This window comes from Shewanella sp. SM101 (genome assembly GCF_025654465.1).
In the GTDB taxonomy this organism is placed as follows: domain Bacteria; phylum Pseudomonadota; class Gammaproteobacteria; order Enterobacterales; family Shewanellaceae; genus Shewanella; species Shewanella oncorhynchi.
The window spans coordinates 91,828-113,697 of sequence record NZ_JAKKRH010000011.1 but is presented as its reverse complement, the minus strand read 5'-3'; the positions used below and the strand labels follow the sequence as shown (position 1 = coordinate 113,697).

At 46.2% G+C, this 21,870-nt stretch carries 19 protein-coding genes; 6 read left to right on the top strand and 13 right to left on the bottom strand.

The window, feature by feature from the left end; genetic code table 11:
- Positions 1–6 precede the first annotated feature (6 nt).
- Both L5M38_RS08210 and L5M38_RS08205 read right to left on the bottom strand, forming a co-directional pair.
- On the bottom strand, positions 7–966 hold the full coding sequence (locus tag L5M38_RS08210) for a DUF1852 domain-containing protein (RefSeq protein WP_263178759.1): 960 nt from the start codon (positions 964–966) through the stop codon (positions 7–9).
- A 747-nt stretch (positions 967–1,713) separates the two neighbouring features.
- A complete protein-coding gene (locus L5M38_RS08205) occupies positions 1,714–2,325 on the bottom strand; it encodes a LysE family translocator (RefSeq protein ID WP_198572905.1) in 612 nt (203 codons plus the stop codon).
- 99 nt (positions 2,326–2,424) lie between these two features.
- On the opposite strand from L5M38_RS08205, the gene L5M38_RS08200 reads away from it, so the two are divergent.
- The gene (locus L5M38_RS08200) at positions 2,425–3,297 is read left to right on the top strand and encodes a LysR family transcriptional regulator (RefSeq protein WP_198572906.1); all 873 of its coding nucleotides are present in this window, start codon (positions 2,425–2,427) and stop codon (positions 3,295–3,297) included.
- 434 nt (positions 3,298–3,731) lie between these two features.
- On the opposite strand, the gene relA is transcribed toward L5M38_RS08200, so the two are convergent.
- Together relA and rlmD are read right to left on the bottom strand one after the other, a co-directional pair.
- Complete coding sequence (gene relA, locus L5M38_RS08195) at positions 3,732–5,939, bottom strand: GTP diphosphokinase (RefSeq protein ID WP_263167089.1); 2,208 nt, start codon at positions 5,937–5,939, stop codon at positions 3,732–3,734.
- Positions 5,940–6,091: 152 nt separating this feature from the next.
- Positions 6,092–7,444 (bottom strand): 23S rRNA (uracil(1939)-C(5))-methyltransferase RlmD, encoded by a 1,353-nt coding sequence (rlmD, locus tag L5M38_RS08190; RefSeq protein ID WP_173243474.1) that lies wholly within the window; start codon positions 7,442–7,444, stop codon positions 6,092–6,094.
- Between the two features lie 100 nt (positions 7,445–7,544).
- Here rlmD and barA point away from each other — a divergent pair, with 100 nt between their 5' ends.
- The 3 genes from barA to L5M38_RS08175 all read left to right on the top strand — a co-directional run bounded on the left by barA (position 7,545) and on the right by L5M38_RS08175 (position 11,296).
- Positions 7,545–10,346, top strand: a complete 2,802-nt coding sequence (barA, locus tag L5M38_RS08185) for a two-component sensor histidine kinase BarA (RefSeq protein ID WP_263167085.1) — start codon at positions 7,545–7,547, stop codon at positions 10,344–10,346.
- On the top strand, positions 10,321–10,920 hold the full coding sequence (locus L5M38_RS08180) for a YjaG family protein (RefSeq protein WP_028761381.1): 600 nt from the start codon (positions 10,321–10,323) through the stop codon (positions 10,918–10,920). The genes barA and L5M38_RS08180 overlap by 26 nt, the downstream gene beginning before the upstream one ends.
- Before the next feature lie 142 nt (positions 10,921–11,062).
- The gene (locus tag L5M38_RS08175) at positions 11,063–11,296 is read left to right on the top strand and encodes a DUF3319 domain-containing protein (protein ID WP_131523583.1); all 234 of its coding nucleotides are present in this window, start codon (positions 11,063–11,065) and stop codon (positions 11,294–11,296) included.
- A gap of 36 nt (positions 11,297–11,332) precedes the next feature.
- Here the strand turns inward: L5M38_RS08175 and lldR are convergent, their stop codons facing one another.
- Complete coding sequence (gene lldR, locus L5M38_RS08170; RefSeq protein ID WP_105251752.1) at positions 11,333–12,232, bottom strand: LysR family transcriptional regulator LldR; 900 nt, start codon at positions 12,230–12,232, stop codon at positions 11,333–11,335.
- A 290-nt stretch (positions 12,233–12,522) separates the two neighbouring features.
- On the opposite strand from lldR, the gene L5M38_RS08165 reads away from it, so the two are divergent.
- A complete protein-coding gene (locus L5M38_RS08165; protein ID WP_263178758.1) occupies positions 12,523–13,485 on the top strand; it encodes an AEC family transporter in 963 nt (320 codons plus the stop codon).
- Positions 13,486–13,613: 128 nt separating this feature from the next.
- On the top strand, positions 13,614–15,272 hold the full coding sequence (gene recN / locus L5M38_RS08160) for a DNA repair protein RecN (protein ID WP_263167082.1): 1,659 nt from the start codon (positions 13,614–13,616) through the stop codon (positions 15,270–15,272).
- 143 nt (positions 15,273–15,415) lie between these two features.
- Here the strand turns inward: recN and L5M38_RS08155 are convergent, their stop codons facing one another.
- The 8 genes from L5M38_RS08155 to nrdR all read right to left on the bottom strand — a co-directional run bounded on the left by L5M38_RS08155 (position 15,416) and on the right by nrdR (position 21,666).
- Positions 15,416–15,910 (bottom strand): phosphatidylglycerophosphatase A, encoded by a 495-nt coding sequence (locus L5M38_RS08155; RefSeq protein WP_263167081.1) that lies wholly within the window; start codon positions 15,908–15,910, stop codon positions 15,416–15,418.
- Between the two features lie 15 nt (positions 15,911–15,925).
- Positions 15,926–16,882 (bottom strand): thiamine-phosphate kinase, encoded by a 957-nt coding sequence (gene thiL / locus L5M38_RS08150; RefSeq protein WP_263167211.1) that lies wholly within the window; start codon positions 16,880–16,882, stop codon positions 15,926–15,928.
- A gap of 78 nt (positions 16,883–16,960) precedes the next feature.
- Positions 16,961–17,365 (bottom strand): transcription antitermination factor NusB, encoded by a 405-nt coding sequence (nusB, locus tag L5M38_RS08145; RefSeq protein ID WP_006082638.1) that lies wholly within the window; start codon positions 17,363–17,365, stop codon positions 16,961–16,963.
- Between the two features lie 11 nt (positions 17,366–17,376).
- Positions 17,377–17,856 (bottom strand): 6,7-dimethyl-8-ribityllumazine synthase, encoded by a 480-nt coding sequence (ribE, locus tag L5M38_RS08140; RefSeq protein WP_006082639.1) that lies wholly within the window; start codon positions 17,854–17,856, stop codon positions 17,377–17,379.
- 130 nt (positions 17,857–17,986) lie between these two features.
- A complete protein-coding gene (gene ribBA / locus L5M38_RS08135; protein WP_028761388.1) occupies positions 17,987–19,090 on the bottom strand; it encodes a bifunctional 3,4-dihydroxy-2-butanone-4-phosphate synthase/GTP cyclohydrolase II in 1,104 nt (367 codons plus the stop codon).
- A 95-nt stretch (positions 19,091–19,185) separates the two neighbouring features.
- Positions 19,186–19,842, bottom strand: coding sequence for a riboflavin synthase (locus L5M38_RS08130; RefSeq protein ID WP_263167079.1), 657 nt, complete (start codon positions 19,840–19,842; stop codon positions 19,186–19,188).
- 50 nt (positions 19,843–19,892) lie between these two features.
- Positions 19,893–21,071, bottom strand: a complete 1,179-nt coding sequence (gene ribD / locus L5M38_RS08125; RefSeq protein WP_263167077.1) for a bifunctional diaminohydroxyphosphoribosylaminopyrimidine deaminase/5-amino-6-(5-phosphoribosylamino)uracil reductase RibD — start codon at positions 21,069–21,071, stop codon at positions 19,893–19,895.
- Positions 21,072–21,216: 145 nt separating this feature from the next.
- On the bottom strand, positions 21,217–21,666 hold the full coding sequence (gene nrdR, locus L5M38_RS08120; protein WP_006082643.1) for a transcriptional regulator NrdR: 450 nt from the start codon (positions 21,664–21,666) through the stop codon (positions 21,217–21,219).
- Between the last annotated feature and the right edge of the window lie 204 nt (positions 21,667–21,870).

Genomic DNA, 21,870 nt, shown 5'->3' with positions numbered 1-21,870 from the left:
ATTAGCTTACCATTGTTCAAAAAACGTTTGATAAGGCTTGATAAAGTGCTCCGCTGCAAATTTGCCTTGCTCATTCGCCAATTGGCTACGTTCTGCTCGGTCATAAACAATTTGAGTCAGAGAATGATCCAGATTTTTCAAATTAGGTTGATAGCATTTTCCGGCAACAGCATTGGCATTATAAATCTCAGGGCGATAGATTTTTTGAAAGGTGCCCATAGTGCTGATGGTGCTTATCAACTCAAGATGAGTGTAATCATTCAGTAAATCACCAAAGAAATAAAAAGCTAAAGGCGCCACGCTATTTGGCGGCATAAAATAGCGCACCTGTAAGCCCATTTTTTTGAAATATTGCTCAGTTAAAGACGATTCATTTGGCTGATATTCAACCCCTAATACGGGATGCTGATTCTCAATTCTATGGTAGGTTTTATTATCCGACACACTGAGGCAGATAACCGGTGGCTTATTAAAATTCTGTTTGTAAGCATCAGAATTAACAAAAGACTGAAATAGCTTGCCATGTAGACCACTAAAATCATCTGGAATACTAAATTTGGCTTGGCCCTTATTATGTTCTGCCAGTAACACGCTAAAGTCATAATCGCGTACGTAAGATGAAAAGTTATTGCCGACAATGCCTTCAATGCGCTTATTGGTTTTATGATCAACAATATTGGTTTTCAATACTTCAATCGATGGGAAGGTTTGACCGCTGCCGTCAATATCCAAATTAACGGAGATAATTTCCAGCTCAACGCTATAACGATCGCCTTTAGGATTATCCCAATGCGCTAAGGCATTAAAGCTGTTATCAATCATCTTTAACGCGTTGCGTAAGTTCGCTTGGCGATGACTGCCTCTGGCCAAATTAGCAAAGTTGGTCGTGATACGCGTCTTGTCTGAGGGATGATAATTTTCATCAAGACAAATGCTGTTAATCGTAAATGTAAAATGCTTATTCATAGTGATCCAGTATCCCATTGCCTGATTTCAAACCTGAGTTTATGCCCTGCGCTTCTAGCTTCTCGACCCGACTCTGATAGACATTATTTGTGTTCTGTCTGAGGTTCTATTTAACTTAAGTGCCGATGACTTAAGTCCTGATGGCTTAGCTAGGGTGCAACTTCAAGCTTGTCTAATATTTCGCTTGGAGTCATTTATACGTGGTTCGGCACATGAACAAAAACGGTTTTATTTCACATAGAACATGAGCCATATTCATGATCAACTAGCATGGCGTTGTTGATTAACCAGAACTCGGGATAGGGAAAAGCAGGAAAGCAGGAAAGCAGGAACAGCAATATGTTTTCGAGTTAGTTCTCCTAGAGCCGGCTTGTAATAGCCGATTACACATATTTTCCCAAAGCTCGTTGTATTACCTGTTGCGCGATATTTATTGTCATTGTGCCCCAGTGACTCGCCGCCTATTTATTTTAAAAGAAGCATCCCTGAGGGCTCTACTAAAACATGTTTTAGTAGGTCACTGGTGCAACAATGCCAATCTTAACTAACCCTCTCGCTGCTCGTTTAGCTAAAAAACTATTGCATCATTGTGAGCTATGACCGATTAATCACTCAGTGCGCAGAGGATAATTTGACTTACATTTAGTCATTCCAAAAATATGGAAGTAAAGACAGATTACACCTCTATCTAAGTGACTAAATTTAGCGTACCAGTACAATACTTACTTATTATGTGAGAGTTGGAATTTAGGCTTTTATTGATAATGTTGCACCAAAAGCAATTAGACCCAAACCACACGCCTGATTAATTCTATGACCAAACTTTTGAATTATGTGACTCGCTTGTACAGATGTGACTAGGTAAGCGACTATACAAAACCAAGCCATATGTAGAAGTGCAATGTAAACGCCATAGCTAATAACGAAAGACATACCTTCATTATTGGCTGAGATTAGTTGGCTAAAGACGCTTAGAAAGAAAAGCATTGTTTTAGGATTCAATACATTACACAAAAAACCTTGAAATATGTACTTTCGAGTATGTGTGGGTTGGTCTGTTGAGTTTTCATAGTCTAATTTCAACTTAGAACTGACTAACCCTGTTACACCGAGATAAATTAAATACGCCGCACCAATGTACTTCACTATGCTAAATAAAACCGCATTCTGAGAAACTAAGTGACTAATCCCTATCACTGAATAGGTAATATGCACACAAACACCAATCCCTATCCCAAGAGCCGTTAATATGCCCGCTTTTCTGCCAAAAATTGCACTGTTTTTAAATACTAAAACAAAGTCAGCACCAGGGCTTACTACGATTAAAAGCCCAAATACTGCAAAACTTATTAACTCCATTTTCTATCCTAACTGTTCATGATTTTAAAATAATTGTATAGATTTATTGGTAAGTTATAATCGAAAAAAAGGCATCCTAAATGTGAGAAAAAGTCACAGATGAGACATTTAAAAGCATTCTATGTATTTCATATTACGGCAGAGTCATCGAGTTACAGTAAGGCAGCAGAAAGACTTCATATCACTCACGGAGCAGTGAGTAAGCAAATTAAATTGCTAGAGAGCCATTTGTCGAAGTTACTGTTTTACAAACAAGGTAGAGGAATGTGTCTCACGCAAGAAGGTGAGCTACTCAAGCTGTACACTGATATTGCGTTTAATGCTCTAGATAATGGAGTTAAGAAGCTAACGAGGGAAAGCAATAAGCATCTTGAAGTTTCCTGTGAGCCCACATTAACTATGCGCTGGCTGATGCCTCGGCTGGCCAGTTTTTTCCAGCTTACGGGTATTGATGTTCGACTATCAACAGCAGGAGGGCCTGTGGATTTATGTGAAACAGGATTATCTTTAGCCATCCGGCGTGATGACTTCGATATTAGCCCAGAATATACGACACACAACTTAGTCAATGAGTGGGTTGGCCCTGTTTTTTCGCCTGAATATTGGAACAAAGCTCAGCACAACTTAGATGATATCGTTTTGCTTCATAGTGAAACGAGACCTTCTGCATGGTCAGATTGGTCATCACGTTCAACACATGCCTTTAATATCAATAAGTCTAAATCCTTTGAGCATTTTTATTTCTGCTTACAGGCGGCCGTTGACGGTTTAGGGGCTGCTATAGGGTCATATCCTCTGATAATCGATGACTTGAAAAACGGGAGACTGGTGGCTCCATTTGGATTTACTCAATCTGGACATCGTTATGTACTGCTCAGCCACACAGAAAGACTGGGAAGCAATGAATTGGAGTTTTTAAACTGGTTAGAAAAGACAATGTCCTTATGCCAGCCTGAAACTCTTAGTTCGTAATTGTAGTGGGTTAGTGAATTTGATCTGCTATTTGTAGGCGACTCGCGTGGTTTGGAGTAGAAAAAGTTATCTGAAAGAGAGGGCTCTCCATCTCGTAGTAACACGAAAATATCCAAAAGTTTCTTATGTTCAATCGAATGACTTCGCTCAAGTCTAATCAGGTTGAACAATTTAACAGAATACTTATGACTTAGTTTTTGAACCTACGGGTTACACTAATACTTGAAAGGTGAGCCATGGTGATTTGCGAGACGACCGTCCGCCCCATGGACGTGGCGGTCGAGCATCCAAGGACGGAGTGACTACGCGTCGGGGAGCAAATGCCATGGCAAACCATGGCTCAGAACGATGAACACTCCCTACCGCCCCAATCCTTTATCTCTTGCTTCTAGATGACTTCTAGATATCGCTCGCTTCGAAAGGCGTTGCTAGTCTTAAAGCCGTCTTGCCTCGATCACGCTATCGACTTGGGTCAGTTTCGATAACACCCGCGATAAACCATCGAGGTTATAAAGCTCTAGTTCCAACTCAATCGCGGCGGTCTGGTTTTTTGTATCCGATGACGAGCTCATGGCTAATACATTGGATTTTTCGGCAGCCAACACTGAGGTTAAGTCACGCAATAAGCCACTGCGATCGTGGGCTAATACCCGCAGACGCATGCGATAACCGCCGGAGTAATTTTCGCCCCAGACCACATCGACGCCACGCTCTGGGTGAACCCGCATTAACTCTTTAACTTGTTCACAATCAGCGCGATGCACAGAAATACCACGCCCTTTTGTAATAAAACCTAAGATCTCATCACCGGGAACTGGCTGACAACAACGGGCGATATGGTTAAGCAAGTTACCCACACCGTTGACTTCAACCTGACCACGTCCACTGGCGGTCGGCTTATGTTGGCCTTTCTTAACTAATTCTTCGACCGCATCTTCTTCTGACACTTCGTCGAGTCGCAGACGGCTTTGAATATGGTTAACCACTTGATGCAGACGCACATCACCGCCACCAATCGCCGCTAGTAAGTCATCCATGCTCGCCATATTAAAGCGCTCGACCGCGATAGCCGCGTCTTTAATTTTAAGGCTCACCCGCGCCAATTCGGATTCAAGCATTTCTTTGCCGGCGACAATATTCTTGTCTCTGTCCTGCTGCTTAAACCAATGCTGGATTTTCGAACGCGCACGCGAGGTGCGGATATAACCTAAGTTAGGGTTAAGCCAGTCGCGCTTAGGATTGGGCTGTTTCGAGGTGATGATCTCGATACGCTCGCCCGTTTCAACCTGATAGGTGAACGGCACAATACGGCCATCGACCTTAGCGCCAATACATTTGTGCCCCACTTGGGAGTGTATGTAATAGGCAAAGTCGAGCACGGTTGAGCCCAGTGGCAAGTCGACGACTTCACCGCTTGGGGTGAACACATAGACTCTGTCTTCAAACACTTGGCTGCGCACTTCTTCGACCAAGTTGCCACTTTCGACCACGTCTTCCTGCCATTGCAGAATTTTACGCAGCCAGTTAATTTTTTCTTCGTAGCCGCTTTGCTTACCGGAATGATTGCCTTCTTTGTATTTCCAGTGCGCGGCTACACCGAGTTCTGCATCTTCATGCATGTCTTGGGTACGAATTTGAATTTCAACGGTTTTGCCCTCAGGCCCCACCACCACGGTATGAATCGATTGATAACCGTTAGGCTTAGGGTTAGCGACATAATCGTCAAATTCCCGTGGAATATGGTGCCAAAGCGTATGCACCACACCTAACGCGCCATAACAATCCTGCAGACGTTCAGTCACGATACGCACGGCGCGCACGTCAAACAACTCATCAAATTTGAGGTGCTTACCCTTCATCTTGCGCCAAATACTGTAGATATGTTTCGGCCGGCCGTAGACCTTAGCGCGAATTTGATCTTCATCTAATCTTTGTTGCAACTGACTGACAAACTTGTCGATAAAGACTTCACGATCCAGTCGTTTGCCATCTAATTGCTTAGCAATGTCTTTATAGGTATCAGGATGCAGATAGCGGAAAGAAATATCTTCCAGCTCCCACTTTAATTGACCAATACCCAAACGGTTAGCCAGCGGCGCGTAAATATCGGCAATTTCACGGGCCAACAGCACGCGAGTTTCTTCGTCGGCATTTTTCACCGCCCGTAGCAAACACACACGCTCAGCCAGCTTAATCACCACGGCGCGCACATCTTCAACCATAGCCAATAACATGCGGCGGATATTGTCGATTTGTGGCTCGGTTGAACGACTATTAGGATTGATTTTCAACGCGCCGATGGCGTTCATGGTCACGACACTCGCCACTAAACGCGCCAGCGGCTCACCAAATTTCTCTTGGATGGCTTCTTCGGTCAATAACCCAGCATCGAGCACCACAAACAAAATTGCCGCCTGCAGGGTTTCAATGTCCATGTTTAGCGGTGCGAGGATTTCAATCATCTCTCGAGCACGTTCGAGCAGTTCTCTCTTCGCCGCAGGACTCTTGGCTGGTAAGGCGTCAATCTGCCCTATCAAAGAGAGCAGCATCTGCGCTTCATCGGCATGACCAACATAGCGAGCTACCCAATCTTCTAAGTGAAAATCGGGATCATTAAAGTGCGCTTCGCGAACAGAGACCATCTAATTTATTTCCTTATCCGTGCTCAGAGAGAAAGTGGGCACCACTTCAGCTCTCCTATCTTCAGCATTGGCGCGAACTTGTCAAACCCAACCGACGTAATAATCACATTTTTTACGTTATTCAAACGCTTTGCTTACTTTGCCAGCGCAAATTACTTGGTTAATTCAAACAGTGCCATGGCTTCGATATGGTGTGTTTGTGGGAACATGTCGATAAGTCCCAATTGCTGTAAGCGGTAACCGCGCTCTAACAGTACTGCGCTATCGCGGGCTAAGCTCGCAGGATTACAAGAAACATACACGACTTTGCGGGGCTTCATCTTCTTTAGCCATTGCAAGCTTTCAAATGCCCCCGCACGGGCGGGATCGAGCAGTAATTTATCAATCTTGCCCATCCAAGGCTCAAGGGATAAATCCGCACTCAAGTCGCCGTGGTAAAAGGTCAGTTTATCCAGATTGTTAGCTTTAGCGTTCACCCGTGCCTGAGTCACCATTTCGGCAACCCCTTCGACGCCAATCACATCCGCGCCCATTTTCGCTAAGGGCAAACTGAAATTACCCATGCCGCAGAACAAATCCAAAATGCGCTCATCTGGCGCTGGCGCTAACCAATCCATCGCTTGAGCGACCATGGCCTTGTTAATCTGTCCGTTCACTTGCACAAAGTTACCTGGGGTGAAACTTAAGCTCACCGCATCCAACTGCGCATTTTCATCTAACAGTTGATAAACAGGTAACACTAACTCAGCGCCGACGCCTTGGAATTGGCCTTCATTATCCTGCAGACAAATATGGATCTGATGCAGCTCAGCAAAGGCGGACAACTTAGCGAGATCTTTATCGTTTAACGCCTTAGTGATACGCAGCACGGCAAAGTGACCATTATCGGCGGCAATTAACTCAAGATGACCTAAGCTGGCTTTAGCTGACAATTGGTTCAGCAACTTAGCAAAGGGGACGATCAAGTCCGATAACGGCTTAGCTAACACCAGACATTGACTGATTGGCACCACATTGCTGCTACTGGCGGCGCGAAAGCCTAAACTTAAGTGCTTGGTATTTTTATCAAATAAAGTTGCAAGACGGGCGCGGCGACGATAATGCCAACCTTCCCCCGTGAGTGCGGGCGATAAAGCACCACCTTCAGTGCCAGCAAACTTAGCCATAATATCCAGCAACGCGGCTTCTTTATGCTCACGCTGACCCGATAATGACATATGCTGTAAGTCGCAGCCGCCGCAGGTGTGGTAGTGTGGACACTCAGGCTCAACGCGCTCAGGACTTGATGAATCGACTTTAATCAACTTGGCACGGGCATAATTTTTCTTTTGCTCGGTGAGCTGTACCGTCACGGTTTCATCGGGCAAAGCGCCAGGGATAAACACGACTTTACCTTGATGTTGTGCTATACCAGCACCTAAGTGATCGAGCTGTTCTACGCTCAGCGATAACTTAGCCGACAACTGTTTGGAACTATTTGGTTTTGCTTTAAAAAATTGCGCCATTTCGGCCTCTAAATCAATAAAATACTGGCAAAGACTGCCCTCTTTCTGGCAGTCTTATAAAATTATCTTAGCCTCTTTCACAGGAAACACCGCCGCTGCTATGAACCCAGTCAACAACATGACCAAATACAGCCTACGTTCTTGGGTTCTTGTACTGGCGCTCGCGCCAACAATCTTGGTCGGTATCCTTCTGGGCAGCTACTTTACCATAAACCGTTTTTATGAGCTCGAAGATACGCTCGTCGAACAGGGCAGCAATATTATCGAGCCGCTGTCGATTGCCAGTGAAATCGGTTTAGTGGCCAATGATCGCGAGGCGACCAAACGCTTACTCGCCGCGGCGCAGCTCAACAAATCTACTCTAGTGAAATCCATCGCGATTTTCGATGCCAATAATCAACTCTTTGTGACCTCGCACTACCACAAAGATTTTGAAATTATGCGTTATAAAGAAGCCCTCAGCACACTGCATAAAACCGAAATAGAGCATGTGGGCGACAGCCTGATTTTACGGACACCGATTTTCTCCACCGGCCCCAGCGCCGCTCCCGCCAATTACGATATCCAAACCGACGATGGTCAGCTCTTAGGTTATATCTCCATCATCATCAATAAAGAACGTGCCCTACTCGAGCAGCATAGAGCCGCCGTCGCCGCCTTTATAATCGTGTTGATCGGGGTGCAGTTGAACCTGCTGTTCACTTTCCGGCTGGTGAAAAACGTCACTCAGCCCATTACTGAAATGGTGCGCGTCGTCGCTAAAATCCGTGAAGGTAAATTGGACGCCCGCTTAGATGGCAACTTGATTGGTGAGCTCGACTTACTCAAACGCGGCATCAATGCCATGGCGGGGTCGCTATCGGAATACCATGATGAGATGCAGCAAAATATCGACCAAGCGACTTCGGATCTGCGGGAAACCTTAGAGCAGATTGAAATCCAAAACGTCGAGTTAGATTTAGCGAAAAAACGTGCCTTAGAAGCCAGCCGAATTAAATCTGAATTCTTAGCGAATATGTCCCACGAGTTACGTACGCCGCTCAATGGTGTTATCGGTTTTGCGCGGCAATTAGTCAAAACACCATTGCATTCGAGCCAAGTCGATTACATCAAGACCATAGAACGCAGCGCCACTAACCTGCTGGGTATCATCAACGACATTCTCGACTTTTCTAAACTCGAAGCCGGTAAAATGGTGTTAGAAAACATGCCCTTCGGCCTTAGGGAAACCATAAGCGATACGATTACCTTGATCTCCGGCAGCGCTCAGGCCAAAGGCCTAGAACTCGTCGTCGATATCGCCCCCAACGTGCCCGACAATGTCAATGGCGATGCCATGCGCGTATGCCAAATCATCAATAACTTGGTTGGTAACGCGATTAAATTCACTGACTCTGGCAGCGTGATGGTCAAAATCGAACTGCAGAGCCAGTCGGACGAACAAGTGGTACTACGCTGTGATGTGGTCGACACAGGTATCGGCATCGATGAAAGCCAGCAGGACTTTTTATTCCAAGCCTTTGGCCAAGCAGACTCGTCGATTTCGCGCCGCTTTGGTGGCACCGGCTTAGGTTTAGTGATCACTAAACGTTTAGTGAATCAAATGGGCGGCCAAATCGGCTTTACTTCATCCCCAGAAAAAGGCTCAAACTTCTGGTTCAGTTTGCCGCTCGGCTTAGGTCAATTCCAAATCGGTGACTCACTGCCGCTCGAAAAACTCAAAGACAAAACTATACTGTTTTACGAACCACGAGTACTCACCCACGCAGTATTAAGCCGCCAATTGAATCAATGGGATACAAAAGTCACCCATCATCAGCATATACCAAGCTTGTTGACTACGCTCACCACGGCTGAAGCGCCATACGACTATGTTCTCCTGAGTTGCCATGGGTTTAGCGATTCAGCACAACTGGTAAGTACACTAAACTTAGCGAAGACCAAAACAGATTGCCTTATAGTGCTATACGATTGCCAAGAACAAGATGCCTTAACCCAATTTATTCGCCCGAATGCCGATGTGGTGTTGTCTCTGCCAGTTAGTGAGCATCAGCTTGCGCGCAACTTACTCTATCCACCGATGGAGTACGACATCATAGCCCCTGCGACAATATCCACACCGGTAGCTCGCCAATCCTTAACCGTGCTAGCGGTAGATGATAACTTTGCCAACTTAAAACTGATTGATACTTTACTCAGCGAATTAGTGACGACTGTGGTTGCCGTCAACAGCGGTGATGAGGCAGTTAAACAGGCGAAGACTCGCACCTTCGACTTGATCTTTATGGATATCCAAATGCCTGGCACAGATGGCATTAGCGCCACGAAGCAAATTCGCCAAGGCTCGATGAACCGCAACACGCCGATAATTGCCGTGACAGCCCATGCCATTGCCGAAGAACGCGAACTGATTTTAGGCAGTGGTATGGACGGATATTTGCCTAAACCTATTGATGAAGCGGCGCTCAAAGATATTATTCATCGCTGGATCACTCGACCTAAGTTCACCCATTTTGACCTGCATACGCTGAACTGGGATTTATGCTTAACCCAAGCCAATCACAAGGCCGATCTCGCCTTAGATATGCTCAGAATGTTGCTCGACTCATTACCGCAAACCGTGGCGACGATTCAAACGGCGCTAAGTCAAAACGATCACCCAGTCATGCTCAGTACTATCCATAAGCTGCATGGTGCGAGCTGCTACTGCGGCGTGCCCACCACACAAAGGTTATGCCAAGAAATTGAATCGGCACTAAAACGTGAAACATCGGTTGAAGATCTCGAACCCGAAATACTAGAGTTACTTGATGAGTTAACTAAGGTAGAATCTGCGGCAAATCAAGTGATATCACAGCTATCAGCGGAAATAACAGATGACCAAAAAAACGGGCTTCTTTAAACGTCTCAAGGCGTTAACACTGCCACAAAAACAACTCTTTGCCACTGCACTTTGCCAACGTATGTTGCCCAACTATCAACTGTTTTCCGAAGTCTGTGAGTTTGGCGATCCTACTGTGTTGAGTACCGCATTAGAACTATTGTGGCAATCCCAGTACGACTCCAAGCTCAAATTCAATGTCGATGTGCATCTGCAACGCTTGGAAGATAACACCCCAGATCCTGCTGATTTTGAAGCCTATGGCGTCTATCCTGCTATGGATGCAGTGGTCGCCATATCGACCTTACTAGGTGCGATTCAAGGCAAAATTGAAGAAGACATAGTCAATATCAGCAAATTGTCATCCAGCACAGTGGCTAACTACATCGAAGCGATCAGCGATGTCGATTTAGTGGATGAAGCATTAGATGATTTCGTTTTCGCCCATGAAGTTATGGAAGAAGAGAAAGAATTACAAAATTCTCTGCTGGAAATTATTGAAGAAAATCCGAAGATCACCGCAGAACTGGTCAAAGGTTTACGCAAAGACATTATCGAAGCTGGCGTATCAAATATCGGTATCAGCGTAGCTTAACTGATGAGGTGCTTGGGGTTACTCAAGCACCTATTATCCATGCAGAATAAGAAAGGGATCATCGTTTTACACCCTCACCAACGAATCCCGTCAAAGATATCCAGTTGCTATAAATAGCATCAATAAAGATTGAGTTATTCCAATGAGAAAGATTGTTTATCAAGGATTTATCTTAACCAATAGCGAAGGACGCACCGACAGTTGGAAACTGACCATCAAAGATCAACAGCGTATCGGTTCTTTATTTGAACTACGGCGTTTAGTGGGATACTTCTTAGAACTCGGCATACTGCCCGCGACACGCTCCAGCCTGCAAGACGCAAAACAAACGCAAAACACCATGAGCAAAAACACCGTAAAACCTAAAAGACGCTAAAAATCAGTTCCCTTATTAAAGAATAACTCGGTTAAATCAACGCATAGAGAATAACTCTGGCGCCTTTGACTGCATAAACTCAATAAAGACTCTTACCTTTAGCGGCTGCTGGCTGCGCTGATGATATAAAATCGAAATTCGCCTCTGCTCACCAATCCATTCCGGCAGTAATACTTTAAGTTTCCCCTCTTTAATCTGCTGTTTTACAAATAGTTCAGGACCATACAAGATCCCGCCATGGCCTAAGGTCGCCTGAATCGCTCCGTGTAAATCAGTGAGGGTGAGCTTAGTCGGGCCATTAAAATAAAAAGACTCGCCGCTTGGATGCTTTAAATGCCAATTAAACAGCGGCCAGACTTTTATCAGTTGATGGGCTTCAAGATCATCGGGATGCTCAAGTTTAGGTGCCTGAGCCAAGTATTCTGGCGTGGCAAACAGGCAATAGTCGAGCTCGCCTAAGGTACTCGACACCCAAGAAGAATCAGGCTGAGCCCCGCCAACAATCGCCACATCTATGCCTTTATCAATCAAATCTACTAACTCATTACTCTGGGAAATATGCAAACGGATATCAGGATACAAACGGCCAAACTCATTCAATGCCTGAATAAACACAATGGAAATAATCGAAATCGGCGCGGCGATGCGCAAGGTTCCCTCGGGTTTATCACTGCCTAAACCACTTAGTTCATCAAATTGAGCAACCACACTCTGGTAGCGTTGAAAGAGCGCCAGCCCTTCCTCTGTCAGTCGCAACTTGCGGGTACTGCGCATAAAAAGCTGTTTATCGAGCTTCTCTTCCAACTTCGCTAACTTGCGGCTCACAGTGGCGATGGGCATATCGAGCTCCTTCGCCGCCTGCGAAAAACTGCCCGCATTGACTAAATGCACAAAAAGATAGACAAGTTGTAGTTCAGCACCTAAATCATCACTCATTGCATATCCTAATTTCACATATTGGGTATTGACGTTAAAACGCTAAATTCACTAAGTGATTGTGTTTTAAACATTGAATTATTCACTTATACGACCATAGCGCAATAGCCTTAGATTGAAATGGTATGTTATTTTGTGGCGAGTTTTACTGCGCTGGCGCTAAATCTGGCTCTAAAGTGACATAAAAAGAAGCAAGTGCTGTAACTCTGTCCACCAAGAATCATAGCGACAGTAAAATGACGACGGTGGGCGAGTTTATTCAAATTTAATCGTAAGGATGAGTGAGGGAAATGACCATTTTAACCCCTCTGTTTGCCGTCTTCGGGATCATGTTGCTCGGCACACTTGTGCAAAAACTAAAACTCTTGCCCGTCGATACGGATCAAGTGCTGAACCAATATGTCTACTACATTGCGTTCCCTGCAATCATGCTTATCGCCCTCGCCCAGCAGCCGATTGATGAAATTTTGCAATGGGGATTTATTGCGGGCTACAGCACGGCTATGGTGATCACTTATCTTGTCTGCCTTGGATTCTCGCTGATTGCTAACCCTAAACAGCATGCAGTTGCCGCCATTCGAGCCCTCAATGCCACCTTTGGTAATACGGCATTTATTGGTATTCCACTACTCATCATCCTCTTTCCGCAGCAACAAAGTGCCTTAGTCGCCGCCGCGATTGCCAGCTTATTATCCGTGCTGATGTTTGCCGTCGCCTTAGTCTCGATGGAACTGGCCACTAACACCCAAAGACAACACCACGCCTTAGTCATAATGGCAATGGCGGTCGGTAAAAACCCTATCGTTATTGGTAGCTTAATTGGCGTCGGCATTTCGGCGCTAGAGATAAAACTGCCGTCAGGGCTGGCGCTAATGATCCAGCAAATAGGCAATACCTCAAGCCCCTGCGCCCTATTTGCTATCGGCATGGTACTCGCCAAAGCGATGCGCTACCAGAAAGATAGCAGCGTATTTAGCCCCAAGAATTTTATCGAACTGAGCCTTATCAACCTCTTCAAGCTGGCTATCCAACCTGCACTCGTCTACTTTATGCTTAACCGTTTTGGAGTAAGTAGTGACTACCTGATCATGGGCGTGATCTTGAGCGCACTGCCCACCGCGGCTAGCGTGTACTTACTTGCCCAGCGTTATAACACTCAGGCTTCTACCAGTGCTCAAGGTATTCTATTTGGTACCTTAGTCACTTTCTTCAGTTTGCCTATCTTAGAAAGATTAGTAAGAATCTATGCATAATCAGTTAATTAAAAATATTTACTACCGATAATGCCGATTATTTACCCAAGCCACTTTACTGTATATAAAATCAGTATATACTGTTTATCAATACAGTGGTTTAGTATGTTTTTCGACAGGAATTCACTATGCTTTGCCAACTCAGCATTAATAACTTCGCTATCGTCCGTTTTTTAGAACTGGATTTTCGCCCCGGTATGACCAGCATCACAGGTGAGACCGGTGCGGGTAAATCGATTGCCATCGATGCGCTAGGCCTATGCCTAGGCAATCGCGCCGATGCCAGCAGTGTTCGTCCCGGAGCCAATAAAACCGAGGTCAGCGCCCGCTTTTCCTTGGATGATATTCCACTGGCAAAACGTTGGTTAGAAGATAACGATCTTGAACTCGATGATGAGTGCATTCTACGTCGAACTATTGGTAGCGATGGCCGTTCACGCGCCTACATCAATGGTAATCCAGTGCCGCTGACGCAGCTAAAATTACTGGGTCAGTTACTTATTGGTATTCACGGCCAACATGCCCACCATGCAATGTTAAAAAGTGAACATCAACTCACCCTGCTCGACAGTTATGCCAACCACAGATTGCTTATCGATACGGTTGCCGCTAGCTTTCAACGCTGCAAGCAAATTGAGGCCGATCTAAAACAACTCGAAGCCTCACAGCATGAACGTATTGCCCGTAAGCAATTAGTGCAATATCAAGTAGAAGAACTCGATGAGTTTGATCTTAAAGTTGATGAGTTCGATGAGATTGAGCAAGAGCACAAACGTCTGGCTAATGGCACTGAGTTGATTGATACCTGTCAGGCGAGCTTAGATATACTCACTGAAGGCGAAGAGAACAATATAGAGTCGCTGCTTAATCGAGTCGTTTCCCTCGCCGAAGATCTGCAAAGCTACGATCCTGCATTAAGCAATATCAACACTATGCTCAATGATGCCTTAATCCAAGTGCAAGAAAGTGCAGGCGAATTACAGCACTATTTGAGTAAGCTTGAACTCGATCCAACCCACTTTGCCTATTTAGAAGAACGGCTATCAAAAGCCATGCAACTGGCGCGTAAACACCATGTCAGCCCAAATAAACTAGCCGAACATAATTTGGCATTAAAGGCAGAGCTGAGCACCTTAGACAGTGACGAAAGTAAACTTGAAGAAATTCAACTACAGGTCGATGCTAGCAGAGCCGCTTACCTTAGCAACGCACAAAAACTCAGCCAAAGCCGGGCTAGATATGCCAAAGAACTCGACAAACTCGTGACTCAGTCAATCCACGAACTGAATATGCCAAAGGGTAAATTTACTATCGAAGTCAATTTCCACCCAGAGCAAATGTCAGCCAACGGCAGTGATAATATTGAATTTATGGTCACCACTAACCCTGGCCAACCTTTACAACCGATTTCGAAAGTCGCGTCTGGCGGTGAGCTTTCACGCATAGGATTAGGGATCCAAGTGATTACCGCGAAAAAAGTTGCCACACCGACATTAATTTTCGATGAGGTGGATGTCGGGATTTCTGGCCCCACCGCCGCAGTGGTGGGCCGCATGTTACGCAGCTTAGGGGAATCGACCCAAGTACTGTGCGTGACTCACTTGCCGCAAGTTGCGGGCAATGGTCATCAACACATGTTCGTCGATAAATTTAATAAGGCAGGCAGTACTGAGACCACAATGAAATCGCTCGATCGTGAGCAGCGTATCCAAGAGCTTGCAAGACTGTTAGGTGGTGATACTATCACCAGCAATACCCTAGCGAACGCAAGGGAACTGCTGCAATAATAAAATCGAGCAGAAAAGGGATAAGCAGCGAATCCCTTCAATCAAGCTTCAATCAAAAAAATGCAAAATCAAGAGTAAGGGTTAGTTGTTGCCCATGTTAACTAACAAGTTAGATTAGCTATCATGTCAGACTAGCGAAAATGTTAGCTAACATACCAGACTAGCCCTTGCAGACAAATAAACGAAAACACGCCCGCTAAGACATCGTCAATCATAATGCCAAAGCCACCATGAACTTTGGCATCGAGCCATCGAATAGGCCAAGGTTTGATAATGTCGAAAAAGCGAAATAGACCAAAGCCGACTAACAACCAACCCCAACCTGCTGGTGCCGCTATCATAGTGATCAGTAGCCCAACCACTTCATCCCACACAATCGCACCGTGATCGTGAACACCCATGTCTTGCGCCGCTTTACCACAGATATAAAATCCTGCGAATACACCCACTAAGGTTAAGCCGATATACCAAGTGAGCGGTAATGGCGCCATCAATAAATAGAGGGGAATAGCAGCTAAGGTACCAAAGGTTCCGGGCGCTTTAGCGGCGAGTCCGCTACCAAATCCGAGTGCCAAAAAGTGGACAGGATTTTTTAATGACAGGCGCGTTAGCACCTGATCCTTTGACAACCATTTCATTAACATGCTCTTCGCTTAAAAGTGCTCGAAACCGTGATAAGGCGGTGTAAACGGTTCGCCATTGAGTTGCAACTTGAGCTTACTGCCCGCACAAATTTGTCCAACGCGAACAAACTTTGCTCCTGCATGGCTCAACGCTGTCTCAAGCGCACCTTTTTGCGCCTCAGGAACGGTGAACAGCAGTTCATAATCTTCGCCCCCCGTAAGCGCATAACCTAAGGCATGCTCCTCGCTGACGGTATCTTGCATCGCCCGTGAAAGCGGGATGCAATTAACGTCCACCACAGCACCGACTGCCGAAGCCTTAAGCACATGACCGATATCCGAGATAAACCCGTCGGAAAGGTCGATTGCACTGGAGGCAAGCGAACGCAAAGCTTGGCCCGCTAAGACTCTTGGTGTTGGACGATAATGGCGATTAATCAGGAATTCTTTATGCTCGGCTCTGGCCTGCTGCGCGCCGCGAATGATATCCAGACCTAAGGCCGAATCTCCGAGCGTGCCCGTAACATAAATCCAATCACCGGCTTTAGCACCATGACGCGTGAGGGCCTTCCCCTGTGGGACTTGGCCGTGCACTGTGATATTAATCGCCCGTGGGCCACGCGTCGTATCGCCGCCAATTAAGGCGATACCATAGTAATCGGCCGCTTCAAATAAACCTTCGCTAAAACCACTGAGCCAAGTTTCATCGACTGCGGGTAACGTCAAGGCAAGCGTCATCCACGCAGGTTCAGCACCCATGGCAGCCAGATCAGATAAATTTACCGCTAAGGCTTTGTAACCTAAGGCAGCGGGAGGCATGTCGGGGAAGAAATGGACATTTTCAACTAAGGTGTCACAGGAGATAGCGATCGACTTGTTTTCTGCGGGTTGCACTAAAGCGCAATCGTCACCGATGCCAAGCTTCACATCACGGCGAGTGGGGCCGCGGTTGCTAAAATAACATTCAATTAATTGGAATTCTTTCACTGTACAGTTTGGCACGACTTACATCGGCCACCTTTGTTAGCAATGAAAAACGGTATCCTAAGATACCGTTTGTCTTTATTACTTGCGTGCAACCAGTTTGTCGAGCAGTCCGTTCACAAACTTATGACTCTCGTCCGCACCGAAAGCTTTTGCCAACTCAATCGCTTCGTTAATCGCGACCTTGTATGGCACATCTTTACGGAAAGTCAGCTCATAGGTCGCTAAACGAACTATGGCTTTCTCTACTGGAGACACTTCATCAATCGGGCGTTCCAGATGCGGGATGATCAGCTCATCCAATTGGGTTTTCTTCGTTGCAACGCCTGAAAATAGCTCACGAAAATAAGCTACATCAACACCGTCGAGACTTTGTTCAGTTAAAAACTCATGCTCGACATCGGCAATATTATTCCCGCTTAGTTGCCATGAATAGATGGCTTGAACGGCTAAACGGCGGGCCTTGCGGCGCTCAGAAGGCTTCATTATTTTTCCTACTATAACAACTGTTGTTCAAGTTCTTGCAGAACATTGACCATTTCAAGCAGGCTTAAAGCAGCTTCGCCGCCTTTGTTACCCGCTTTGGTACCTGAACGTTCAATCGCTTGTTCAATGGTATCAGTGGTCAAAACACCGAAAGCAACAGGCAGATCAAATTCTAAAGCAACTTGAGCTAGACCTTTATTACATTCGCCTGCAACAAAATCAAAATGAGGAGTACCACCACGGATCACCGCACCTAATGCGATAATACCGTCGAATTTACCACTGGCAGCTACGCGACGCGCAGCTAGCGGCAACTCAACCGCACCTGGTACACGGACAACAGTGATATTGTCGTCGCTGACTTGGCCAAAACGTTTCAGCGTGTCAAGTGCACCTTCAAGCAAGCTCTCAACTAAAAAGCTGTTGAAACGCGAAATTACAATCGCAACTTTGGCATTTTTCGCTTCGATATTACCTTGAACTACGTTCATTATCTTACCTAATTTAGCTAAAGCACCCAGCTCGGGGCGAAAAGTGGCGACATGATATCACAGCCAATTGCCCAGAGCCCTATGCAAATTATCAGAAATTGTTAATTTTACTTCAGTGTAACTTTGGGTTTCAGTCCGCCACATACTCAGTCACTTCAAGGCCAAAGCCTGAAAGTGAATGGTAGCGTTTAGGCGAGCTGAGCAGGCGCATCTTAGTCACGCCAAGGCTAGCGAGGATTTGCGAACCCACACCCACTCGGCGCGATGTCCCCTGCCATTTTGCAGAAGCAGGCGCTTGGCCTTGATCTTCGGCTTCAAAGGCTTTCACCTTAGAGAGGATTTCACAGGGATGTTCTTGATTCCCGAGTAAAACCAATACACCACCTTCTGCAGAAATACGCTCCATTGCCTTTTCGAGTGGCCAGCTGCGTTGCTGATCGCGCTCTGAGTGGAGTAAATCGTTGAAGGTATTTTGCAAATGCACGCGCACCAAACAATCTTCTTTCACCTCACCTTTGACTAAGGCAAAGTGCAGTTGATTGTCGATAGTGTCTCTGAAGGTCACCATGTCGAACTCGCCGAAACGGGTCGGTAGTTTGCATTTAGCTTCACGCACAACCGTGGTTTCTTTGGTGTTGCGATACTCGATTAAAGCCGCAATAGTGCCGATTTTGATGCCATGCAACTCGGAGAAAATCTCTAAATCTGGGCGACGGGCCATAGTGCCGTCTTCGTTCAAAATCTCAACGATAACGCCCGATGGCTCAAGTCCCGCAAGACGGGCTAAATCACAGCCAGCTTCAGTGTGGCCTGCGCGGGTTAATACGCCGCCGTCCTGTGCCATTAGCGGGAAGATGTGCCCTGGTTGCACTAAATCAGACGCTTTAGCCTCTTTAGCCACAGCCGCTTTCACCGTTACAGCGCGATCGTGGGCCGAAATACCGGTAGTCACACCTTCTGCCGCTTCAATAGAAACCGTAAAGTTAGTCGAGAACTGGGCGTTATTATTCGTCACCATTAAGGGTAGATTTAACTGCTGGCAACGGGCTTTAGTCATGGTCTGGCAAATGAGCCCACGGCCATATTTCGCCATAAAGTTAATCGCTTCTGGCGTGACCATTTCGGCCGCCATGATCAAATCACCTTCGTTTTCTCTGTCTTCGTCATCCATCAAAATAACCATTTTGCCTTGACGAATATCTTCGATGATCTCTTCTATACTGTGCAGCGCCATTGTAGGACCTTATGATTTTGCTGTTATTATGAAATTCTATACCTAAATAACCTAAGCTGCCGATAAGCTTAAGTTAAATAATCTGCTCCTGTGCACTAACGCACAAAGCCGGCACGGGCTAACATTTCCATGGTGACGCCACCGCTCTTGCTGTCTTTGCCATCATAATTCATCAAACGTTCAAGATAACGGGCGATTAAATCCACTTCGATATTCACCTTATCGCCCGCTTGCAGGTCGATTAACGTGGTTTCACCTGCGGTATGCGGCACTATGGTCAAGCGGAATCGACTGCCGTCCACTTCGTTAACCGTCAGACTCACGCCATCAATGGTGATGGAACCTTTATGGGCAATATAACGCCCAAGCTCTGCGGGGGCGGCTAACCAAAACTCGATAGCTTGACCACGCACTAGGCGTTGTTCAACCACAGCAATACCGTCTACATGGCCGCTGACCATATGGCCGCCTAAGCGTGTGGTTGGGGTAACGGCCTTTTCAAGATTCACCTTAGTGCCCACTTTATAGTTGGCAAACCCGGTTAGACTCACGGTTTCAGCAGAGACATCAGCCACATAACCGTCTGCTAATTGCTGCACAACCGTTAAGCACACACCGTTGGTAGCAATACTGTCGCCTAAACGCACATCGTTTAAATCCAGTTTGCCGCTCGCCACGGTAAGACGAATATCATCGCCTTTACGCTCCAGTTTGCGCAGGGTGCCAACGGCTTCAATAATCCCAGTAAACATGGTTAACTCACTTAATTAAATAAAGAAGTAATAAGGCATAAGACTCAAGGTTAAACGGTTATCTTGCTCCAATTCGATTTAGATAAAGAGGTATCAAGCATAACACTCAAAGTTAAACGGGTATCTGGCCCTAATTTGCGCTCATCGACCAAAGTGAGTGCAGGAATGTGTGCCATGGTTTGATAATCGGGCAATTGCAGCAAATTACGCCCATGCCCACCGAGGATTTTCATCGCTTGGTATAGCACTAACTCATCGGCCAGCCCCTGCGCTAAAAATGCGCCCGCTAAGGTTGCACCCGCTTCCACCAGCACGTGATTACAGCTTTGGCCTAAATAGCTTAATAGTTCAGGCAATGAGACGCGACCTGCAATTGCAGGTAACACGAGGCAACTCACATGGGAGGGCAATTGTGCTTGAAACTCTGTGGGATAAGCCACGGTCGAGACCAAGAGTATGGGCGATACGATAGCCAAGCAGGCGGCCGATAACGGCAAACGGGCACGGCTGTCGAGTATCACTCTTAATGGCTGCAGTAATTGCGCCTCGGTTACACTGTCTTTTAAGCTGCCAAGTTCCTGATAACGCACATTAAGTAAAGGAGCGTCTGCCAGTATGGTTTCGATCCCCGTGACCAGTGCACAAGAACGTAAACGTAATCGCTGCACGTCGCGACGAGATTCTGGACCAGTTATCCATTTAGACACACCGTTAGACAGCGCGGTTTTACCATCGAGACTCGCAGCCAATTTTACTGTAACTCTGGGTAAACCCGATTCCATCCGCTTCATAAAGCCTACATTCAAGGCATAGGCTTCATCGCGATGTAATCCCACATCCACTTCAATACCGGCGTCACGCAGCATTTGAATGCCACGACCACCTACTTGCGGATTAGGATCTTCCACCGCGACCACCACACGTTTAACGCCAATATTGATCAGCGCCAAGGCGCAGGGCGGCGTGCGGCCATAATGGCTGCAGGGCTCTAAAGTGACATAGGCCGTTGCGCCGCGGGCGCGTTCGCCAGCCATACGTAGCGCATGCACTTCGGCGTGGGGCTCACCCGCTTTTTGATGATAACCTTCACCAATGATTTGGTTATCTTTAACGATAACGCAGCCCACACTGGGATTGGGTCTAGTGGTGTAAAAGCCTTTGCGCGCCAATTGAATCGCGCGGCTCATCATTTGGGTATCGAGTACGGACCAACTTATGTTCAAGCTCATGTTCAACCCTGTTGTTAAAGGTTTCGGCTTTCACCAGTCTTGCAAATCTGTTTTTAAAACCTGTCTTGCAGAAGCTATTAATCAAAAGCCTCTTTTAAAGCTAGCGCAACCAAACACCGATAGACTAGCCACAAAAATCGAATAACTACTTTTGCAGCTTGGCGATGGCTTCGCCAAATTCAGACACGTCTTCAAAGGCGCGGTACACAGAAGCGAAACGTATGTAGGCGACTTTATCTAGGCTCATCAATTGCTCCATCATTAAGTTACCCACCATTTCTGACGGCACTTCCCGCTCGCCAGTGGCGCGCAGGGTAGACTTGATTTTGCTGAGTGCTTGCTCGATTTCATCCATAGACACGGGGCGTTTTTCAACGGCGCGCAACATGCCACCTTGGAGTTTTTCTTCATCAAAGGGTTGGCGTGAACCATCGCGCTTAATCACCCTAGGCATGACTAATTCGGCGCCTTCGAAGGTGGTAAATCTTTCATGACATTCGGTGCATTCTCGGCGACGGCGCACTTGGTGGCCTTCTGCCACTAATCGGGAATCGATGACTTTAGTATCTGTCGCGCTGCAAAATGGACAATGCATTGAGCCTCCTGCCAGTGAATGCGAGTAAAGCGTTAATGGCTTTACCTGTTAAAATCTCAGCCAAACACAATAGATTTAAGCCTAAGATTTTACCAATAAAAATGGCCGCTAAATGCGGCCATGGGATTTTATCCTATTTATGGGCTGAGGTTAACTACCTGAGCTTAACAACCTAATGTTAACTACTTGATGTTAAGTACCTGA

Bases quoted from the DNA above. Each gene is read 5' to 3' on its own strand.
- L5M38_RS08210 (WP_263178759.1), bottom strand. From the start codon at position 966: ATGAATAAGCATTTTACATTTACGATTAACAGCATTTGTCTTGATGAA.
- L5M38_RS08205 (WP_198572905.1), bottom strand. From the start codon at position 2,325: ATGGAGTTAATAAGTTTTGCAGTATTTGGGCTTTTAATCGTAGTAAGC.
- L5M38_RS08200 (WP_198572906.1), top strand. From the start codon at position 2,425: ATGAGACATTTAAAAGCATTCTATGTATTTCATATTACGGCAGAGTCA.
- relA (WP_263167089.1), bottom strand. From the start codon at position 5,939: ATGGTCTCTGTTCGCGAAGCGCACTTTAATGATCCCGATTTTCACTTA.
- rlmD (WP_173243474.1), bottom strand. From the start codon at position 7,444: ATGGCGCAATTTTTTAAAGCAAAACCAAATAGTTCCAAACAGTTGTCG.
- barA (WP_263167085.1), top strand. From the start codon at position 7,545: ATGAACCCAGTCAACAACATGACCAAATACAGCCTACGTTCTTGGGTT.
- L5M38_RS08180 (WP_028761381.1), top strand. From the start codon at position 10,321: ATGACCAAAAAAACGGGCTTCTTTAAACGTCTCAAGGCGTTAACACTG.
- L5M38_RS08175 (WP_131523583.1), top strand. From the start codon at position 11,063: ATGAGAAAGATTGTTTATCAAGGATTTATCTTAACCAATAGCGAAGGA.
- lldR (WP_105251752.1), bottom strand. From the start codon at position 12,232: ATGAGTGATGATTTAGGTGCTGAACTACAACTTGTCTATCTTTTTGTG.
- L5M38_RS08165 (WP_263178758.1), top strand. From the start codon at position 12,523: ATGACCATTTTAACCCCTCTGTTTGCCGTCTTCGGGATCATGTTGCTC.
- recN (WP_263167082.1), top strand. From the start codon at position 13,614: ATGCTTTGCCAACTCAGCATTAATAACTTCGCTATCGTCCGTTTTTTA.
- L5M38_RS08155 (WP_263167081.1), bottom strand. From the start codon at position 15,910: ATGAAATGGTTGTCAAAGGATCAGGTGCTAACGCGCCTGTCATTAAAA.
- nusB (WP_006082638.1), bottom strand. From the start codon at position 17,365: ATGAAGCCTTCTGAGCGCCGCAAGGCCCGCCGTTTAGCCGTTCAAGCC.
- ribE (WP_006082639.1), bottom strand. From the start codon at position 17,856: ATGAACGTAGTTCAAGGTAATATCGAAGCGAAAAATGCCAAAGTTGCG.
- ribBA (WP_028761388.1), bottom strand. From the start codon at position 19,090: ATGGCGCTGCACAGTATAGAAGAGATCATCGAAGATATTCGTCAAGGC.
- L5M38_RS08130 (WP_263167079.1), bottom strand. From the start codon at position 19,842: ATGTTTACTGGGATTATTGAAGCCGTTGGCACCCTGCGCAAACTGGAG.
- ribD (WP_263167077.1), bottom strand. From the start codon at position 21,071: ATGAGCTTGAACATAAGTTGGTCCGTACTCGATACCCAAATGATGAGC.
- nrdR (WP_006082643.1), bottom strand. From the start codon at position 21,666: ATGCATTGTCCATTTTGCAGCGCGACAGATACTAAAGTCATCGATTCC.